Annotated in this window: 11 protein-coding genes; 3 read left to right on the top strand and 8 right to left on the bottom strand. The window is 66.9% G+C overall.

The genetic code is table 11. From position 1 onward, the window contains the following. Window positions 1-9: 9 nt before the first annotated feature. The 6 genes from AC5Y5V_RS12320 to AC5Y5V_RS12295 all read right to left on the bottom strand — a co-directional run bounded on the left by AC5Y5V_RS12320 (window position 10) and on the right by AC5Y5V_RS12295 (window position 5632). Window positions 10-1080 (bottom strand): acyl-CoA dehydrogenase family protein, encoded by a 1071-nt coding sequence (locus tag AC5Y5V_RS12320; RefSeq protein ID WP_499935000.1) that lies wholly within the window; start codon window positions 1078-1080, stop codon window positions 10-12. 25 nt (window positions 1081-1105) lie between these two features. After that, complete coding sequence (locus AC5Y5V_RS12315) at window positions 1106-1630, bottom strand: OsmC family protein (protein WP_499934996.1); 525 nt, start codon at window positions 1628-1630, stop codon at window positions 1106-1108. 218 nt (window positions 1631-1848) lie between these two features. Beyond that, window positions 1849-2649 carry a PE family protein gene (locus AC5Y5V_RS12310; RefSeq protein WP_499934991.1) on the bottom strand — a complete coding sequence of 267 codons (801 nt, stop codon included), beginning with the start codon at window positions 2647-2649 and terminating at the stop codon, window positions 1849-1851. 160 nt (window positions 2650-2809) lie between these two features. Further along, window positions 2810-4039 (bottom strand): PPE family protein, encoded by a 1230-nt coding sequence (locus AC5Y5V_RS12305; protein ID WP_499935341.1) that lies wholly within the window; start codon window positions 4037-4039, stop codon window positions 2810-2812. A 139-nt stretch (window positions 4040-4178) separates the two neighbouring features. Further along, window positions 4179-4529 (bottom strand): ArsR/SmtB family transcription factor, encoded by a 351-nt coding sequence (locus AC5Y5V_RS12300; protein WP_499934989.1) that lies wholly within the window; start codon window positions 4527-4529, stop codon window positions 4179-4181. A 554-nt stretch (window positions 4530-5083) separates the two neighbouring features. Continuing rightward, complete coding sequence (locus tag AC5Y5V_RS12295; RefSeq protein ID WP_499934987.1) at window positions 5084-5632, bottom strand: hypothetical protein; 549 nt, start codon at window positions 5630-5632, stop codon at window positions 5084-5086. 448 nt (window positions 5633-6080) lie between these two features. On the opposite strand from AC5Y5V_RS12295, the gene mmaA2 reads away from it, so the two are divergent. The 3 genes from mmaA2 to AC5Y5V_RS12280 all read left to right on the top strand — a co-directional run bounded on the left by mmaA2 (window position 6081) and on the right by AC5Y5V_RS12280 (window position 10307). Beyond that, window positions 6081-6947 (top strand): cyclopropane mycolic acid synthase MmaA2, encoded by an 867-nt coding sequence (gene mmaA2 / locus AC5Y5V_RS12290; RefSeq protein WP_499934985.1) that lies wholly within the window; start codon window positions 6081-6083, stop codon window positions 6945-6947. 162 nt (window positions 6948-7109) lie between these two features. Then, complete coding sequence (locus tag AC5Y5V_RS12285; RefSeq protein ID WP_499934983.1) at window positions 7110-8141, top strand: LLM class flavin-dependent oxidoreductase; 1032 nt, start codon at window positions 7110-7112, stop codon at window positions 8139-8141. A gap of 129 nt (window positions 8142-8270) precedes the next feature. Next, entirely contained in the window at window positions 8271-10307 is a 2037-nt protein-coding gene (locus tag AC5Y5V_RS12280; protein ID WP_499934981.1) for a DUF6777 domain-containing protein, read from the top strand. 82 nt (window positions 10308-10389) lie between these two features. Here the strand turns inward: AC5Y5V_RS12280 and AC5Y5V_RS12275 are convergent, their stop codons facing one another. Next, window positions 10390-14379, bottom strand: a complete 3990-nt coding sequence (locus tag AC5Y5V_RS12275) for a diguanylate cyclase domain-containing protein (protein ID WP_499935338.1) — start codon at window positions 14377-14379, stop codon at window positions 10390-10392. Between the two features lie 114 nt (window positions 14380-14493). Further along, on the bottom strand, window positions 14494-14940 hold the full coding sequence (locus AC5Y5V_RS12270; RefSeq protein ID WP_499934979.1) for a nitroreductase family deazaflavin-dependent oxidoreductase: 447 nt from the start codon (window positions 14938-14940) through the stop codon (window positions 14494-14496). Between the last annotated feature and the right edge of the window lie 20 nt (window positions 14941-14960).

Genomic DNA, 14960 nt, shown 5'->3' with positions numbered 1-14960 from the left:
TGCAGATAATTACTCGCATCGCGCAAGCTCCCAGCGCAGTTGGGTTTCGGACGGTGACTGGACGGGGATGAACGCCGCCTCGCGATAGCGCCGGCTTACCGGCGTGCGGCTCTGGTAACCGCGGCCGCCCGCCAATCGGACCTCCAACGCGGCACCGGCGCTGGCGATTTCAGCGGCCCGGAGACGCAGCACCAGCAATTCCTTCTTGCTGGGCGGTTGCGCTCCGCCGACCGCCGCGGCCGCGGCGGCCAACGTCGCCTGCACCGAGGCGAGCGATTCTGCGACCGCGAGGACTTCGCTCTCCAACACCGAGTTGATCCCCGCCGCCAATCCCAGCTGGCTTTGCTCCATGGTGGTGATCGTCAGCCCGGCGCACATAGCCGACTGCAGGATCAGAAACGTCGGGCGGACCGCGTCCAGGAACCCGTCGAAATCGGTGGACAACACCTGCTCCGAGGGGATGAAAGCATTGCGCAATTCCAGGTAGGACGACGCCGTGCTGTCCATCGCGAGCAATTGGAACCGTTCGCCAACGATGACTCCCGGCGTGGTCAGCGGCACCGCGACGATCAACCTGTCGCCGGTGGGTGTGCGCGCCGCGGTCACCAGGAGTGAATCGTTGTAGAGGTTACTGGCCCACCTGATCGATCCGCTCAGCCAGTAACCGCCTTCGACCGGCTCAGCGGTCAAATCGAGGCTGCCGCAACCCGCTGCCGCTTTGAACGCCGATGCGGTTCCGGTGACCCCCAGCGTGGTCCCGGCGAGCAGGGGCTGCACCGCCCTGAGGCTGAACGGCGTTGCAGCCGTGAGCAGGTACTCCACCACCATCCGGTGAGCCCACAGCGAAAATCCCGTGCTCATGCACTCGCCCGAGATCATGCTGATCACGTCGGCCATCTGCGGAAGCGCGCCGTCGGCGTTTCCCGGAGCGCCCAGCCCGAGCACTCCCGCGGCACCGAGCCCGGTGAAACTGCGGCGGGTGGTGTCTTCGCCACGGTCCAGCGCAGCAGCATGGGCGCGGATGTCGGCAAGTAGCTCTCGTTCGAGTAGATCGTTCACCGCATTGACTGCTGTGGTCACCGGATTCCTCCTATTCCTCTGGCGCCTACGGGGTGTTCAGGGTCGAGAGGACGGCGGCCGGGCGGCGGAAGGTGTTGACGACGGGCGACCAGGCGATTGCGTTGTCGTGGATCTCCTGGAGCGTCACGTCGTCAGTATCCCCGGCGAGCGTCACTTTGCAGCGCACTTCGCTAAACCCAAGTCGCTTTCCTTCGGGAATGTCGCCCACACCCCACACGGCCGAGATGTCGATGTCGCCCTCCATCTCGACCTCGATTTTCGTCAGCACCACGCCACGATGAGTCGCATTGGCCAGCAAACCCACGGAGATGCAGGAGCCCAGGGCTGCCAGGGCGGTCTCGGAAGGATTGGGCGCGGAGTCGTCGCCCAGCAGCGCCGGCGGCTCTCCGACGAGCATCGGCGCCAGGCTGCGCACGTAGGTCATGTTGCGGAAGCCGTCTTCACATACGGTCTTGGCCTTGAGGGTCTTCTTGCCGGTTTCGGGGTTGGCTTTGGCGTCACACGACAGCCGATCCAGCCCCTCAGCGTCGAGCGTGATTGGGTGGGTCATACGCGTCTCCGTTTTCTGAGTCGTAAGCCGATACACAGCGTTAGTGATCGGCGGGCCCCGGCCCGTGACGCGGGATGGTGTAGATCACACAGCAACGGGCAAAGCCGCTCGACGTGCGCATTAAAGACATAGCATCCCCTTCGTGGGAGCGAGTCAGTATTTGTAAATATTGGCTAAATGTGGCGAAGGTACCACGTCAGAGCACAGAGTTAGCTATGCTAGGCAACCCCCGGCGCGCGTGTTGAAGCTATATGCCGGCGAGGATATCGCCCACCGTGATCGGTGGCGTCGGCAACGGCGGCGCCGGGAAGAAGTCGAACACCCATGTTGACTTCGGCGTTGAGGAACTGATTGATCGAACTCGTGGTGGCTGACCATACATTGCTCAGTCCCTGGTCGAAGGTGACCGTCGCGTCCAGGTAGTCGATGGTGTTGAAAAGCGCGCCTTTGACAATCGGTTCATAGAGGCCGTAGAGAAAGTTAATCTGCGGTCCGATTAAGTTAAACGGAATACCGTAGAAGTCGATCGGCGCATACCACACCGCATATGCACTCAGGTTGACCCCGTACTTCACCCAGGGTTCGACTTCGTTGTAGAGATTTTCGATCCATGGGCCGATCGAACCGCCCGTGGGCAGCAACGTCAGCGCGCTGGACTCCGCGGCGGCGAAGGTGCCTTGCAGCTGCCCTACGGCCTCGGACAACATGCCGCCCGTCCCCGTCAGCGGTTGCCCGAGCAGCTCGACCGCGGCGGCCTCGGCGGAAGAGTAGGAATTCGCACCGGCGCGCAATGCGGACACGACGTCGTCATGAAATGCCGAGACCTGCGCGGCGAGTCGGTGATAGTTCTCGCCGTGCGCGGAAAAGAGCGCAGCGATCCGTTCTGACACCTCGTCGCGGGCCGCCGCCAGGATTTCGGTCGTCGGGAGTGCCGCGATCGCGTGGGCCTCGTCGATATGCGCGCCGATGCCGGCCACATCCGCCGCCGCCGCCAGCAGCGCGTCCGGCGTAGCAACCACGTATGACACTTTGCTTGCTCCAAATCAATTCGCTTATACGCGAATCCTTTTCGATCGCTCAGTCCATGAAACCTAACACGGACTGGAGTCATGAGCAGCCGAAACGTACTGTGACAAAATACTTTAACGAGTTTCGAGCAACCGGTTATGCGCGTGTTGGTCAGCCGCCCGCGAATGGGCGTTGCATGACGGTGAGCTTGAGACCGTACCGGGGCACTGCGGCCATCCGCGAGTTTCCGCCGAGCGGCACCCCGGGTATCCCGGGCATCCCGGACCCCACGCCGTCGTCCAGCTGCACGGTCGTCAGGGGCGTGGCATCGCCGGCCGCCCTGACGAGGCCGGTCGACGCTGTTCCCTGTCCGAGCCAGCCCTGCGGGACCGACATGTGCCCGATCCGTCCGGCACTCGTCATCGAGGCGGCCACCGAGCCGCGTAACGACGTCGCACCGGAGAGGGACCTCGCGATGGAGTTCAAGGGGGCCAGCAACTCTGGGGCCACCGGGGCCGCCTTGGCTGCGGCTTCGGCCACCGGCGGGCCCATGTAGGGAAGGAGGCCCAGGCTCCTCTCCACCCCGACGGTGCCATTGGCCATCCCGAACAGAGTGCCGACCGAACTGATCGTCGCGTAGAACGCGAAGATGCCGTCGAGGATGGTGAAGTCCTTCTTGACGATATTGGGAAGTGCGTTGCCCACCAACTGAATTGCCTCGCCGAGGCCGAATAAGATCGGCGACAGCTCGGGCGCGATGGGCAAGATCGCCCCCGCGAGGAATTCCAATATGTCGCCCAGGATGTCGGCGACGATGCTGCCGTCTCCCGCTGCCGCGTTGGCCACCGAGTCACTCTGCGCGACCAGACCGGACGCATTGGTGGTGGGGTTCGGAGAAGTGAACGGCGCCAACGTCGCCGCAGCGATCGAGGCGGCGGAGTAGGCGAACATCGCCGCGGCATCCTGGGCCCACATCTCGGCGTACTGCAGTTCGGTGGTCGCGATCAGGGCGGTGTTCTGACCGAAGAAGTTTGTCGCGATCAGTGTCATCAGCTGGGAACGGTTGGCCGCGACCAACTCTGGGGGCACCGTCATCGCAATCGCCTGATCGAACGCCGCCACCGCGGCGGTGGCTTGAGTGGCCGCCTGGTTTGCCCGTGCCGCGGTCGTGCCCAGCCACACCACATACGGAGTGATCGCGGCGATCATCGATTCCGAGGACTGGCCCTGCCACTGCATGGCTGCCAGCTCTTGGATCACCGATCCGTAGGTCTGCGCCGTGACTTCCAGGTCTTCGGAAAGCATTGCCCAACTGGCCGCTGCAGACTGCAGCGAAGTCGGCCCCGGGCCGGCGTACAGCCGGGTGGAGTTGACCTCCGGCGGCAACAGGGCGTAATCGATTGGCACTGCTGGTGTCTCCTTGGGCGCTGGTCTGAGAGGGATTGATAGCGTGACGTCCCGCGTCGTCCCGGCGCGGCCTGTCGACCGAGAACCGTTGGGCGGCAGAATTGGCGAGCAGCGAAGTGTCCATCTCCGCCCATCACCGCGCGCCGAGTCCCTTGGCCGTGCGCGTGTGGACCGGCTGCCGCGACTGATCCGACGACGCGTGACATCGGCGCGCCAACTGGGCCAGATAGTCGATTGTGCGGGCCAGCGTGTGGATCTGAACCGTCCAGATGCGTTCGCGGCCGCGCCGGCAGCTGCGCACCAGGCCCGCCGATTCCAGCAACTCCAGGTGTTTGGTGGCCGCCTGACGGGTGATGGGAACGACCTCGACGACCTTCGTCGTCGAACTCGGGCCCGCATCGCAGAGCCGGCTCAGGATGCACAGCCGGTTCGGATCGCCGAGCGCACCAAACTGCGCGGATCCCAAGGTAATTGGCGCGGTCATGACACCACCGCCGTGACGACGGTATCGGGAAGTACTGCGCCTGGCTGGGATACATGGTCGGCGTGTGGGCCGCGGCGGCTCCAATCCGCTGGGGGACCATGACATACTTGGCTCCATACTTCATGGATAAAATCCGATACGGTGAATTGCGCCTCAGTTTGTGGTAGTGCCGCCTTTATTGTCAAGGAATTCCTGCACCATTCGCTTGTGATATGCAATCGGAAATGTGCGTGTTGGATTCGATGAATTGTGAACGTCGATAAACACCCCCTTGGCCACGACGATATCCAACCGGTTCCGCATATGTCGAGGGCTGGCGAATATCTCGGCGTCATCGCCGCGAACTCAGTATGGGCTCGCTAAATCCGCTGACATACAGGCGATTAGGGGAGGCTGATTCGTTGTTGCGTTGGGCCGCGGCGGCGATGCGCAATTAGATATGCGCATGTTGTGGCTGCATTGACGATGGGCTGCCGTCCTTTTTATGACAGGCCACGATTTACGAGCAGCGCTGGGTGATTGGTCGCGCAGGTGGGCGCGGCGAGAAATGGCGTTTAGCGCATCCCCGGTGAGGGTCCGGCGTTGGGTCCCGCTATCGCCGGCGCTGGTCCGACGGGGCCCGCGCTGGGGGCCTGGATCTCGGGAGCTGGTCCGACGGGGCCGGCGCTGGGGGCCTGGATCTCGGGCGTCGGCACCGCCGGGCCGACGGTGGGGACCGGAACCTCGGGTGCCGGGCCTGCGGGTCCCGCACTGGGTGCTTGTACCTCGGGCGCTGGTCCCACGGGTCCGGCGCCGGGAGCTTCCAATCCGGGTACCGGTCCTGCGGGACCCGCGGCCGGTACGGGTACCTCGGGCGTAGGCACCGCGGGAGCCACCGGCGCCGGCGCCGGCGCCGGGTAAGCGGGGACACCGCCACCAGGGTTGAGGTTTCCACCGTTGTCGGTGTTGGGGTCAGCGGCGTACGCGTGGATGGGGGACCCCTGGTTGGAGATGGTCACACCCCCCGCGCCGCCGATCTGGTAGTCGCCAAGCAGAGCGGCCGCGCCGACGATGGCGGTTGACGACAGCACCACTGCGGTGCTGCGGCGAACATTCTTAACCATGGAATACTCCTTCACGTTAGCCGCGATGCTCGGCAACAGGAGGCTAGCCGTCCGTTCCGGTCTAGGCCACGGCCGCGCCGGTCGATAGGACCTGATGGCGCAAGCAATCTCGTGGCCGTATTCTGAAAACTATTGCAGTACAACATAATCGGAAGCACTTGGTCGCTGGTCGATTAAATTCGACACGCCCGTGATCGACGGCGTGTTGAGTTAAGTCGCTGCATCGCAATGAAAGCCGGCCACACTCGGTTTTGCGGGACGGTGCAATTGAATTCGGGCGTGTCGTGTGCGACGCAGGCCGTAGTGGCAACAGGCAAACTAGTTGCGAAACTGACTCCACCGCAACGGCTTCGGCAACCAGAGTCGAAGGCCGCAGGGAGATATTCCGTGCAAACTCGTTGTGCGGGTCGGCCCGCGGCCGGTCATCAGCGCTTATAGTTGCGTCCCCATGGGCGACAACCTAGCGCCGCGCTTCGCTGATGTGCAGGCGCACTACGACCTGTCCGACGAGTTCTTCCGGCTATTTTTGGACGAAACGCAGACGTACAGTTGCGCGTACTTCGAGCGCCCGGACATGACGCTGGTGGAGGCGCAGGTTGCCAAGATCGATCTGGCGCTGGACAAACTCGGTCTGCAGCCGGGGATGACACTGCTCGATGTCGGCTGTGGCTGGGGCGCCACCATGGTCAGGGCGATTGAGAAGTACGACGTCAACGTCATCGGCCTGACGCTGTCGAAAAACCAGGCCGCCCACGTACAGCGGTTGTTCGGCACGATGGACATCCCGCGCGCCAGGCGGGTGTTGCTCAAGGGGTGGGAGCAGTTCGACGAACCCGTCGACCGCATCGTCTCGATCGGCGCCTTGGAGCACTTCGGCCACGATCGTCACGGTGACTTTTTTGCGTTGGCCCATAAGCTGTTACCCGCTGACGGTGTGATGTTGTTACACACGATCACCGGGCTGACGCGGCGGCAGATGACGGAGCGCGGCTTGCCGCTCACGTTGGGGCTGGCCCGATTCCTCAAGTTCATCGCCACCGAGATATTCCCGGGCGGGCGGCCGCCGACCATCGAGATGGTCGAGGACCATTCGGCGAATTCGGGTTTCACGCTGACCCGACGTCAGTCGCTGCAGCGGCACTACGCACGAACCCTCGACCTGTGGGCCGAGGCACTCGAGGCGCGCAAGAGCGAGGCGATCGAACTCCAATCCGAGGAAGTCTACGACCGGTACATGAGGTACCTCACCGGCTGCGCGCGAATGTTCCGAATCGGCTACGTCGACGTCAACCAGTTCACCCTGGAAAAGTCGTAACCGGTTGCGGGTGGCCGCGTCTTGGCAGCTCAGCCGGCGGATGCCCGAGCCGACAACTCCGGCGTCGTCAATACGTTGGTCGCGAATTAGGTGCTTTGTGGCCTGCGCCAAGTCACGGCGGCTCGCGGGAACGTTCGGGGGGTTGACGGCGTTGACGCCAACGTGCATCTTTCTGTACTCGACCTAGTCCCGGTGCGCACAGACCAGTCCACCGGCGAAGCGCTCGCGGCCACCGTGCAGCTCGCGCAGGCCGCGGACCGACTGGGCTTTACCCGCTACTGGGTCGCCGAACACCACAACATGCCGTCCGTCGGTGCCACCAGCCCTCCCGTGCTGATCGCCTACCTTGCCGCGCACACCGAGCGGCTGCGGCTTGGGTCCGGCGGCGTGATGCTGCCCAACCATGCTCCTTTAACGGTCGCCGAGCAGTTCGCCCTGCTGGAGGCCGCGGCCCCGGGCCGCATCGACCTGGGCATCGGCCGCGCGCCCGGCTCCGACCCGGTCACGTCCTACATGCTGCGCGGGGGGCGCGGCGAGGAAGACATCGCGAACTTCCCCAACTACCTGGACGACGTCGCGGCGCTGATGAGCGCGCGCGGCGTGGTCGTGCCGCTGCGCTCCGGCGATTACCGCCTCAAGGCCACGCCCGCCGCGACCAGCGAGCCGAGGCTGTGGCTGCTGGGGTCGTCGATGTACTCGGCGCAGCTGGCCGCCGCCAAGGGCCTGCCGTACGTGTTCGCCCACCACTTCTCCGGCAAGGGCACCGAAGAGGCGCTGCAGGTTTACCGGTCGCGGTTCCGGCCCAGCGACCTGGCCGCCGAGCCCGTCACGTTCCTGACCGTCAACGCCGCCGTCGCCGAAACCCGCGACGAGGCAACGGCTTTGATCATGCCCAACCTGCAGGCGATGGCGCGGCTGCGCACCGGTCAACCGCTGGGGCCGCTGCCGCTGGTCGAGGAGGCCCAGGTTGCCGAGTTGCCGCCCGAGCAGCAGCAGATCGTGGACAGCGGGCTGCGAAAGGCCGTCGTCGGCACTCCCGCAGAGGCCGCCGAGCAGCTGCGGGCGCTCGCGGACAGGTTCGACGTCGACGAGGTCATGGTGCACCCCGTCGCGTCGGCCTACCGCGGCGCCGATCCGGCCACCGCGCCGGCCCGGGTCGCGACGCTGGAGCTGCTGGCCAAGGAGCTGTTCTAGCCCCCTTTTAACGCCGCCGCAGCTTCTCGAGTGTCCGGCACACAAACAACGCATGCCGAATTCATAGACGAGATAAAATCCGGCACACCCAGCTAGCCAGGGTGCACACGGCCTGAGAAGGACTCGCTGATGGATGAGGTGGCTTTCGGTCGGTACCGGCTCGTCGCGCTGATCGGCGAGGGCGGCATGGGCAAGGTGTACAAGGCCCACGACACCGCGATGGACCGTGATGTGGCGATCAAGGTGCTGCCGGCCGAGTTGGCCGCCGAACCGGGGTATGAGCAGCGGTTTCGCCGCGAGGCCCGTCTCGCGGGCCGGTTGACCGAGCCGCACATCATTCCCGTGCACGAGTCCGGCGAGATCGATGGCCGCCTGTATTTGACCATGCCGATCATCGATGGGGTCGACCTGCACACCGTGCTGCAGCGGGAAGGCCCGCTGGCCCCGCAGCGGGCCGTGGCCGTAGTCGAGCAGTTGGGCGCCGCGCTGGATGCCGCGCATGCCGCCGGGCTGGTACACCGCGACGTCAAACCCTCCAACGCGCTGTTGGCCGGCGATGACTTTGTCTATCTGATCGACTTCGGCATCGCGCACGACGCGACGGCCACCAAGCTGACCCAGACGGGCTCGATCGTCGGGACGCTGGCCTACATGGCGCCGGAGCGGCTGGAGTCCGGGGCCGCCGACGCCCGCTCCGATGTGTACGCGCTGGCCTGCGTGCTCTACGAATGCCTGACCGGCGATCAGCCCTTCCCCGGCGACAGCATGGAGCAGCAGCTCGTCGGACACCTGACCCAGGATCCGCCCAAGCCCAGCCGCCACGACCCTACGATTCCGCCCGGCTTTGACGACGTGATCGCCACCGGCATGGCCAAGGACCCCGAGGCGCGCTACGGCAGCGCCAAGGAGCTGACCGCTGCCGCCCGCGAGGCCCTCGGCGCAGTGCCCGCGCCGGCCCGCGGCGCCCCGACCACGAAGCCGTCCCGACGGCAGCTCGCCGAGCCCGTCCCGCCGCCGCCTGCCCCACGGTCAAAGCGCAAATGGTTGATAGCGGCCGCGGCGGCGGTCGTGCTTGTCGCGGCCGTCGCCGCCGGCGTGGTGCTGCGCAACGTGCTGTCGCCCACGCCGACGACGGAGCTGGTGCTGACCGCCGCCGCCGACGCCGGAGCCAACCCGTTCATGCCCCCCGCGGCCACGCCGCCGCCGACCAACACCCAGCCGCCGCCCACCCTGGCGCCGCACGGCAACGGGCCGGTGGTCACCCAGTCGCTGCCCGGCGACCGCGACGGCCTCTACGGCGGCACGATGAACAACGCCGAATGCGACCGCGACAAGATGATCGACTTCCTCGGCAGCCACCCCGCCCAGGCCGGCGCCTTCGTCGACGCCCTCAACAGCGACCCCACCCTGTCCTGGAGCGGCGGTCGCGCCCTGACCGCCGCCGACATCCCCACCTACCTGCGCGAGCTGACCCCGGCCGTGCTGCGGGTGGACACCCGCGTGACGAATCACGGCTTCGACGGAACCCACCCCACCACCCTGCAGTCGGTCTTCCAGCCCGGTACCGCCGTGTTCGCCGACGCCCACGGCGTGCCCCGCGCCCGCTGTTACTGCGGCAACCCGCTGACCGCGCCGTCGGCGTTGACGGGCGAAGTCAAACCCGTCGGCACGCGCTGGGCGGGCTACAACCCCGACGCCCTGGCCGCGGTCGCGCCCAGCAAGGCGAACATCGCCACCTTCGTGCTCGTCGACGTCGTCACCGGCAAGGCGTTCAACCGCCCCGTCGGAACCACCGGCGGCAACGACACACCGCACGTCGGCCCCGTCGCCCCACCCGCCGGCGCGCCCAGCACCGGACCGGCACCCAACGACGGCATCGCCGGGATCTATATGCGGCACACCATCAGTTGGGTGTGCAACGGGGTCAACGCGGCGTCTGCCGACGCACCCCTCTCCGTCAAGCTGGAAGGCAACATGGTGAGTGTTTTCGGGCAGACCGGGCCGCTGAACGCCGACGGATCGTTCGTGGCCGACGGTCCTTGGGGTCCCTACGACCACTCCACGGTAAAGGGTGTCTTCGCCAAGGAAGGTGGCCGTTGGGTCATCCGCGACGGCACGTGGGACGACCGTTTCTGCCACGGTGTCTGGACGGCCACTAAGCGGTAGAGCGCTCGCCGAGTGTGGGCCTTACGCACGCGAATTGCCCTGCGGGCGTGCAAAACCCCCACACTCGAAGCGGCAGAAACCCCTACTCCGTCACGCGCGCCTGCTGCGACTCGCGCGCGGCGGGATCAGGGGTGTGGGCGGCGATCCAATCCCGCATGTCGTCGGCGGGCAGCGGGGGACTGTGCACGAAGCCCTGCGTGATGGTGCAGCCGTAGCGTCGCACCGCGCCCAGCGTCACGTCGTCCTCGACGCCCTCGGCGACGAGGTCGGCGCCGAGGCTGTGCGCCAGCGCGACCGTCGACCGCACGATGGCCACCGAGCGCGGGTCGTGGGCCAGCCGCGCCACGAACACCCGGTCCAGCTTCAACTCGTCGACGGAGACGTCCTGCAGGCGGGCCAGCGACGACCACCCGGTGCCGTAGTCGTCCAGCGAGATGCGCACGCCAAGACGCTGCAAGGCGGCGACGGTGTTACGCGACCGCGCCGAGTCGACCAGGGTGCTCTCGGTGATCTCGATGATCAGCGCGTCGGGCGGCAGGCCGTGCGTTTGCAGCAGCCGCTCGATTGTGCCGACCAGGTCGAGGTCCAGCAGGTTGGTGGTCGACAGGTTCACCGCCACCGTCAGCGACAGGCCCTGCTCGCGCCACGTCTGGATCTGCTCCAAAGCCAGGTTGACGGTCCGGTTGGCCACCTTGCGCATCAGCCCGGCGCGCTCGGCGGCGGGCAGGAACTCCTCGGGCAGCAGCAGGCCGCGGTGCGGATGATGCCAACGCAGTAGCGCCTCGACGCTGTGCACGCTGCCGTCGCTGGCATTGATCTTGGGCTGGTAGTGGCAGGTCAGCGCGTCGCCGTCGAGCAGCGCGGCGCGCAGTTCCTCGATCAGGTTGGGGTCGTTCTCGCGATACAGCTCGAACGTCGGGTCGTAGACGACGATCTGGCTGGGGGCGGACTTGGCGTGCGGGATCGCCGTCTCGGCCCGGTTCAGCAGCTCCTGCGGATGGTCGCAGTGGTCGGGGCACAGCGCGATCGCGATGCGGGCGTCGACCTGCACCGTGATGGGATCCAGCACCACCGGTTCGCTCAGCGCCTCGAGCAGGCGGCCCGCCTGCGCCCGCGCGGCGATCACGTCCGCACCTTCGGCGAGCAGGATGGCGAACTCGTCGTCGCCGACTCGGGCCAGCAGATCCTCCCGGCGCACGTTGTTGGACAGCCGGGTCGCGACCTGGCACAGCAGCTCGTCACCGAAGTGATGGCCGACCGAGTCGTTGATCTCCTTGAACTCAGACAGATCCAGCAGCAGCAGCGCGCGGCGCGACGGCACCCGGTCGCCCGTCGGGCTCGACAGGACGGAGATGGCCCGCCCGGATAGCCCGCCGCTGCAAGACCCGGAAATCTCCGTCAGCGCCGTCGCCAACGAGCGCCGGTTGGGCAGCGTGGTCAGCTCGTCGGTCATGGCCTGCTTGTGCCTCTCGGCCATGATGCTGACATCCCGGAAGGTCACCGCGAACCGCGCGGCGACGGCGATCAGGCTCAGCGCGGCCAGCGTCGCGGCCACGCGTGAATCATGGCCCAGGACGGCCACCGCGAGCGACACCACCGTGCAGGCTACCGGCGCGGTATAGGAGCCGAGCCCGCGCCTCGGCAGCGGTGCAGCCGACGACCACGGCGCCCAGCTGGCTATCGCCACCAGCAACGACGACGTCGGCCAGCAGGCGTCGAGCAGGGTGCCGACCCGATACGTGCCGCCCGAGGTTTCGAACAGGTACAGGGTGTCGGTGACCGCGAACGTGACGAACCCCGCCACCAGGAGGCCCCAGCGAAACTCGTTGCGCCAGCCGAGAATCGGCAGTATGCCCGCGGCCAGTGCCAACAGCACCAGGTCGCCCCACGGGTAGACCATGCCCACCAGCACGGTCGCCGGTGCCCGGATCGCGGCCCGGTGCATCGGGCCCGCCGCCAGCGCCGCGGCCACCGCGGCCATGGCCAGCCCGCAGACCAGGGAGTCGAGCCGGATGGGCACCGGCACCCGCCGCAGCCGGGTCCGCATCAGCAGCAGCAGTCCCACGTAGACCAGCGGATAGAACGCCAGATACAGCGGGTCGGCAACCGACGGCGACTGGCCCGGGGCCACCCACAGCGTGTAGACGACGTCGCCGAGCGCCGAACAGGCCATGCCGACCGCGATCAACGCCCAGGCCCAGCGGTCGACCACGACGCGGTACGCCCGGACGGCGACCAGGACGGCCGAGAACAGGTTCAGCGCCGGATACAGGTAGTCGGTGAAGAACGCCTCGGGCCGGCCGGCCCGCACCATCAGGCTCGCGACGGTGAAGACGATGACCCCGATCACCAAGAGCCCCAGGGCGATTCGGATCGCTAGCGGGGGCCAGCGAATGCCGTGCGGCAATTCGCCGGGGTGGGCCGGTGTGGGCGGCGCGGCCGGTACCAGCGTGCTGATCGTCCGCGCTACCGCGGCCTGCGGACCGTGCAGGCCCTGAAGCCCGGGCGCCCGGGGTGCGGCCGGGTCGTCGCTGTCGTCCTCGGGCGCCGATATCGCCGTCTCGGCGAACTGCGCCATCTCGTAGGGGAACGGCAAATTCGGAACGAAACTGCGAATGCATTGGCCGCCTTCCCGTTTGGCGGCATACATGGCCAGGTCGGCGTGCCGGAGCAGCTCGTCGACGGTGCACTCGGCGGTGGCCACGGTGAAGCCGATGCTCGGCCGTACCTGCAGCGGGACACCGTCGATCACGATGGTCGTGGCGAACGAGTCCAGCACCCGGTGCGCCACCGCCTGGCACTCTTGGACGGAACCCTCGATGAGCACCGCGAATTCGTCACCGCCGAGCCGCGCCACCGTGCCGGTGCCGCCCAGAGCGGTGGTGAGGCGCCCCGCGACCCTGATCAGCAGCTCGTCGCCCGCGGGATGCCCCAGCGCGTCGTTGACGGACTTGAAGTTGTCCAGGTCCAGGCACAACACCGCGATCGGGGTGTCGTCCCGCTGTCGGCGGTGGACGGCCTCGTCCAATCGATGCAGGAAGTGCGCGCGGTTGGCCAGACCGGTCAGGCTGTCCCGGAAGGCCTCCTGCGCCACCTCGGACAGCAGTCCTTGGTTTTCGACGAGGACGACGAGCTGGCGGACCAGCACCGCCCCCACCAGCATGCCGAGCGCCAGGACCATCGGTCCATGCTCCATCCGGCCGATCATGTGCCCTAGCCCGACGGCCGCGGCCAGCAGTAGCGGCAGGTAGGGCAGCCACAGCCGCCCGCGGGAGACGATCTCGTCCGGCGCCGACGACGGCGGGGTCTCGTTGACGCTGGACAACGCCGACAGCGTGATCATGCCCAGCCCGGCCACCCGGGTCAGGTCCACCAGGTCGCCGGTGTGAAAGGTGCCGATCCCGGTCTGGAACACGATGAGGATGTCGGCTACGCCGATCGTCGTGATGCCGCCGGCCAACAGGCTGATGCTGCGCCGCCCGCCGGGGCGATCCCGCGAAAGCACAAGGATGCCCGACGTCACCACCACGACGTCGATGAAGATGTGCGTCATCGTCGTGAGCCACGACTGGCTGTCCTCGCGAACCAGCTTGGAGATGACGAACACCCACGCGACCATGAACAGCGAACTCGCCACGATGATGCCGTCCAGCACCGTCCGCCACAGATGGCGCTTACCTCGGCTGGGCAGTAGCACCAGCGAGGCGATGGCGCCGGCCGGATACAGCATCAGGACGATGTCGGCGGTCGCCGGGTGATTGGCGTGGTCAAGGTCGGAGCGCACGTCGTAGACCGCCCAGATCACCTGGCCGATCGCCCAGCCCAGCAAGCCGACCGCCATCGCCGCCCAGCCGATCCGGCGGCGGGCCGCCGCCGCGCGGGAGGCCCTGGCGGCGCATACCGCCGTGACGATGAGGCACAGCACCGATACGAGCTGGTCAAGCGGACGGGTCGCGTACGCGCCCTGCCAACCCCACACCCAGGACGCCGCGACCACCGCCGCCGCCAGCACGTATCCGGCGGCGATCGCGCAACTGACGCCCATGGACAGCCCGGTGAACGGGCACGGCATTCCCGTCCAGCGCTTCATTCCTGCTCCAGGTCCCCGCTCCAAGCGCCGGCTTCACCGCGCCCTTAGCAGAATAAACCGCTGCGCGCCGGTGCCGCTGGATACCTGGTGCTGCTGTTACGCGGGAGTCAGCGCGAAGATCGGAATGGGCCTTGACGTGCGGTTTTGGTATCCGTCGTAGCGATTCCCGTTGTTCTTGTTCACGATCGCCCAGAGCCTGGCGTAGTCGGCGTCGTCGGGGGTGATCTTGCGTGCGGTCGCCGCGAAGCGCTTCGGGCCGACGTTGATCTCGACCTCGGGGTGTTTGCGCAGGTTGTGGTACCAGGCGGGGTATTTGTCCGCGCCGCCGTTGGACGCGACGATCAGGTACGAGTCACCGTCCTTCGCGTAGGTCAGCGTTGACGTGCGCGGTTTGCCTGTCTTGGCGCCGACGCTGTGCAGCAGCAGGCTGTTCGGCATTCCGGGGATCACGTGGCCGATCCAGCCGTCGGTCTTCTGGTACACGGTGTCGTGCACCCGCAGCATCGGCAGCAGCAGGCGTTCCAGCGGTTTCAGATTGCTCATCGCCCCAGTCTTACCGTCTT

It is taken from the genome of Mycobacterium sp. NGS68 (assembly GCF_059812195.1).
This window is presented reverse-complemented; position numbering and strand designations above follow the sequence as displayed.

Excerpts from the sequence above, each read along its gene's own strand:
- AC5Y5V_RS12300 (WP_499934989.1), bottom strand. The coding sequence starts at position 4,529 with ATGACCGCGCCAATTACCTTGGGATCCGCGCAGTTTGGTGCGCTCGGC.
- AC5Y5V_RS12280 (WP_499934981.1), top strand. The coding sequence starts at position 8,271 with ATGGATGAGGTGGCTTTCGGTCGGTACCGGCTCGTCGCGCTGATCGGC.
- AC5Y5V_RS12275 (WP_499935338.1), bottom strand. The coding sequence starts at position 14,379 with ATGCCGTGCCCGTTCACCGGGCTGTCCATGGGCGTCAGTTGCGCGATC.
- AC5Y5V_RS12270 (WP_499934979.1), bottom strand. The coding sequence starts at position 14,940 with ATGAGCAATCTGAAACCGCTGGAACGCCTGCTGCTGCCGATGCTGCGG.
- AC5Y5V_RS12295 (WP_499934987.1), bottom strand. The coding sequence starts at position 5,632 with ATGGTTAAGAATGTTCGCCGCAGCACCGCAGTGGTGCTGTCGTCAACC.
- mmaA2 (WP_499934985.1), top strand. The coding sequence starts at position 6,081 with ATGGGCGACAACCTAGCGCCGCGCTTCGCTGATGTGCAGGCGCACTAC.
- AC5Y5V_RS12315 (WP_499934996.1), bottom strand. The coding sequence starts at position 1,630 with ATGACCCACCCAATCACGCTCGACGCTGAGGGGCTGGATCGGCTGTCG.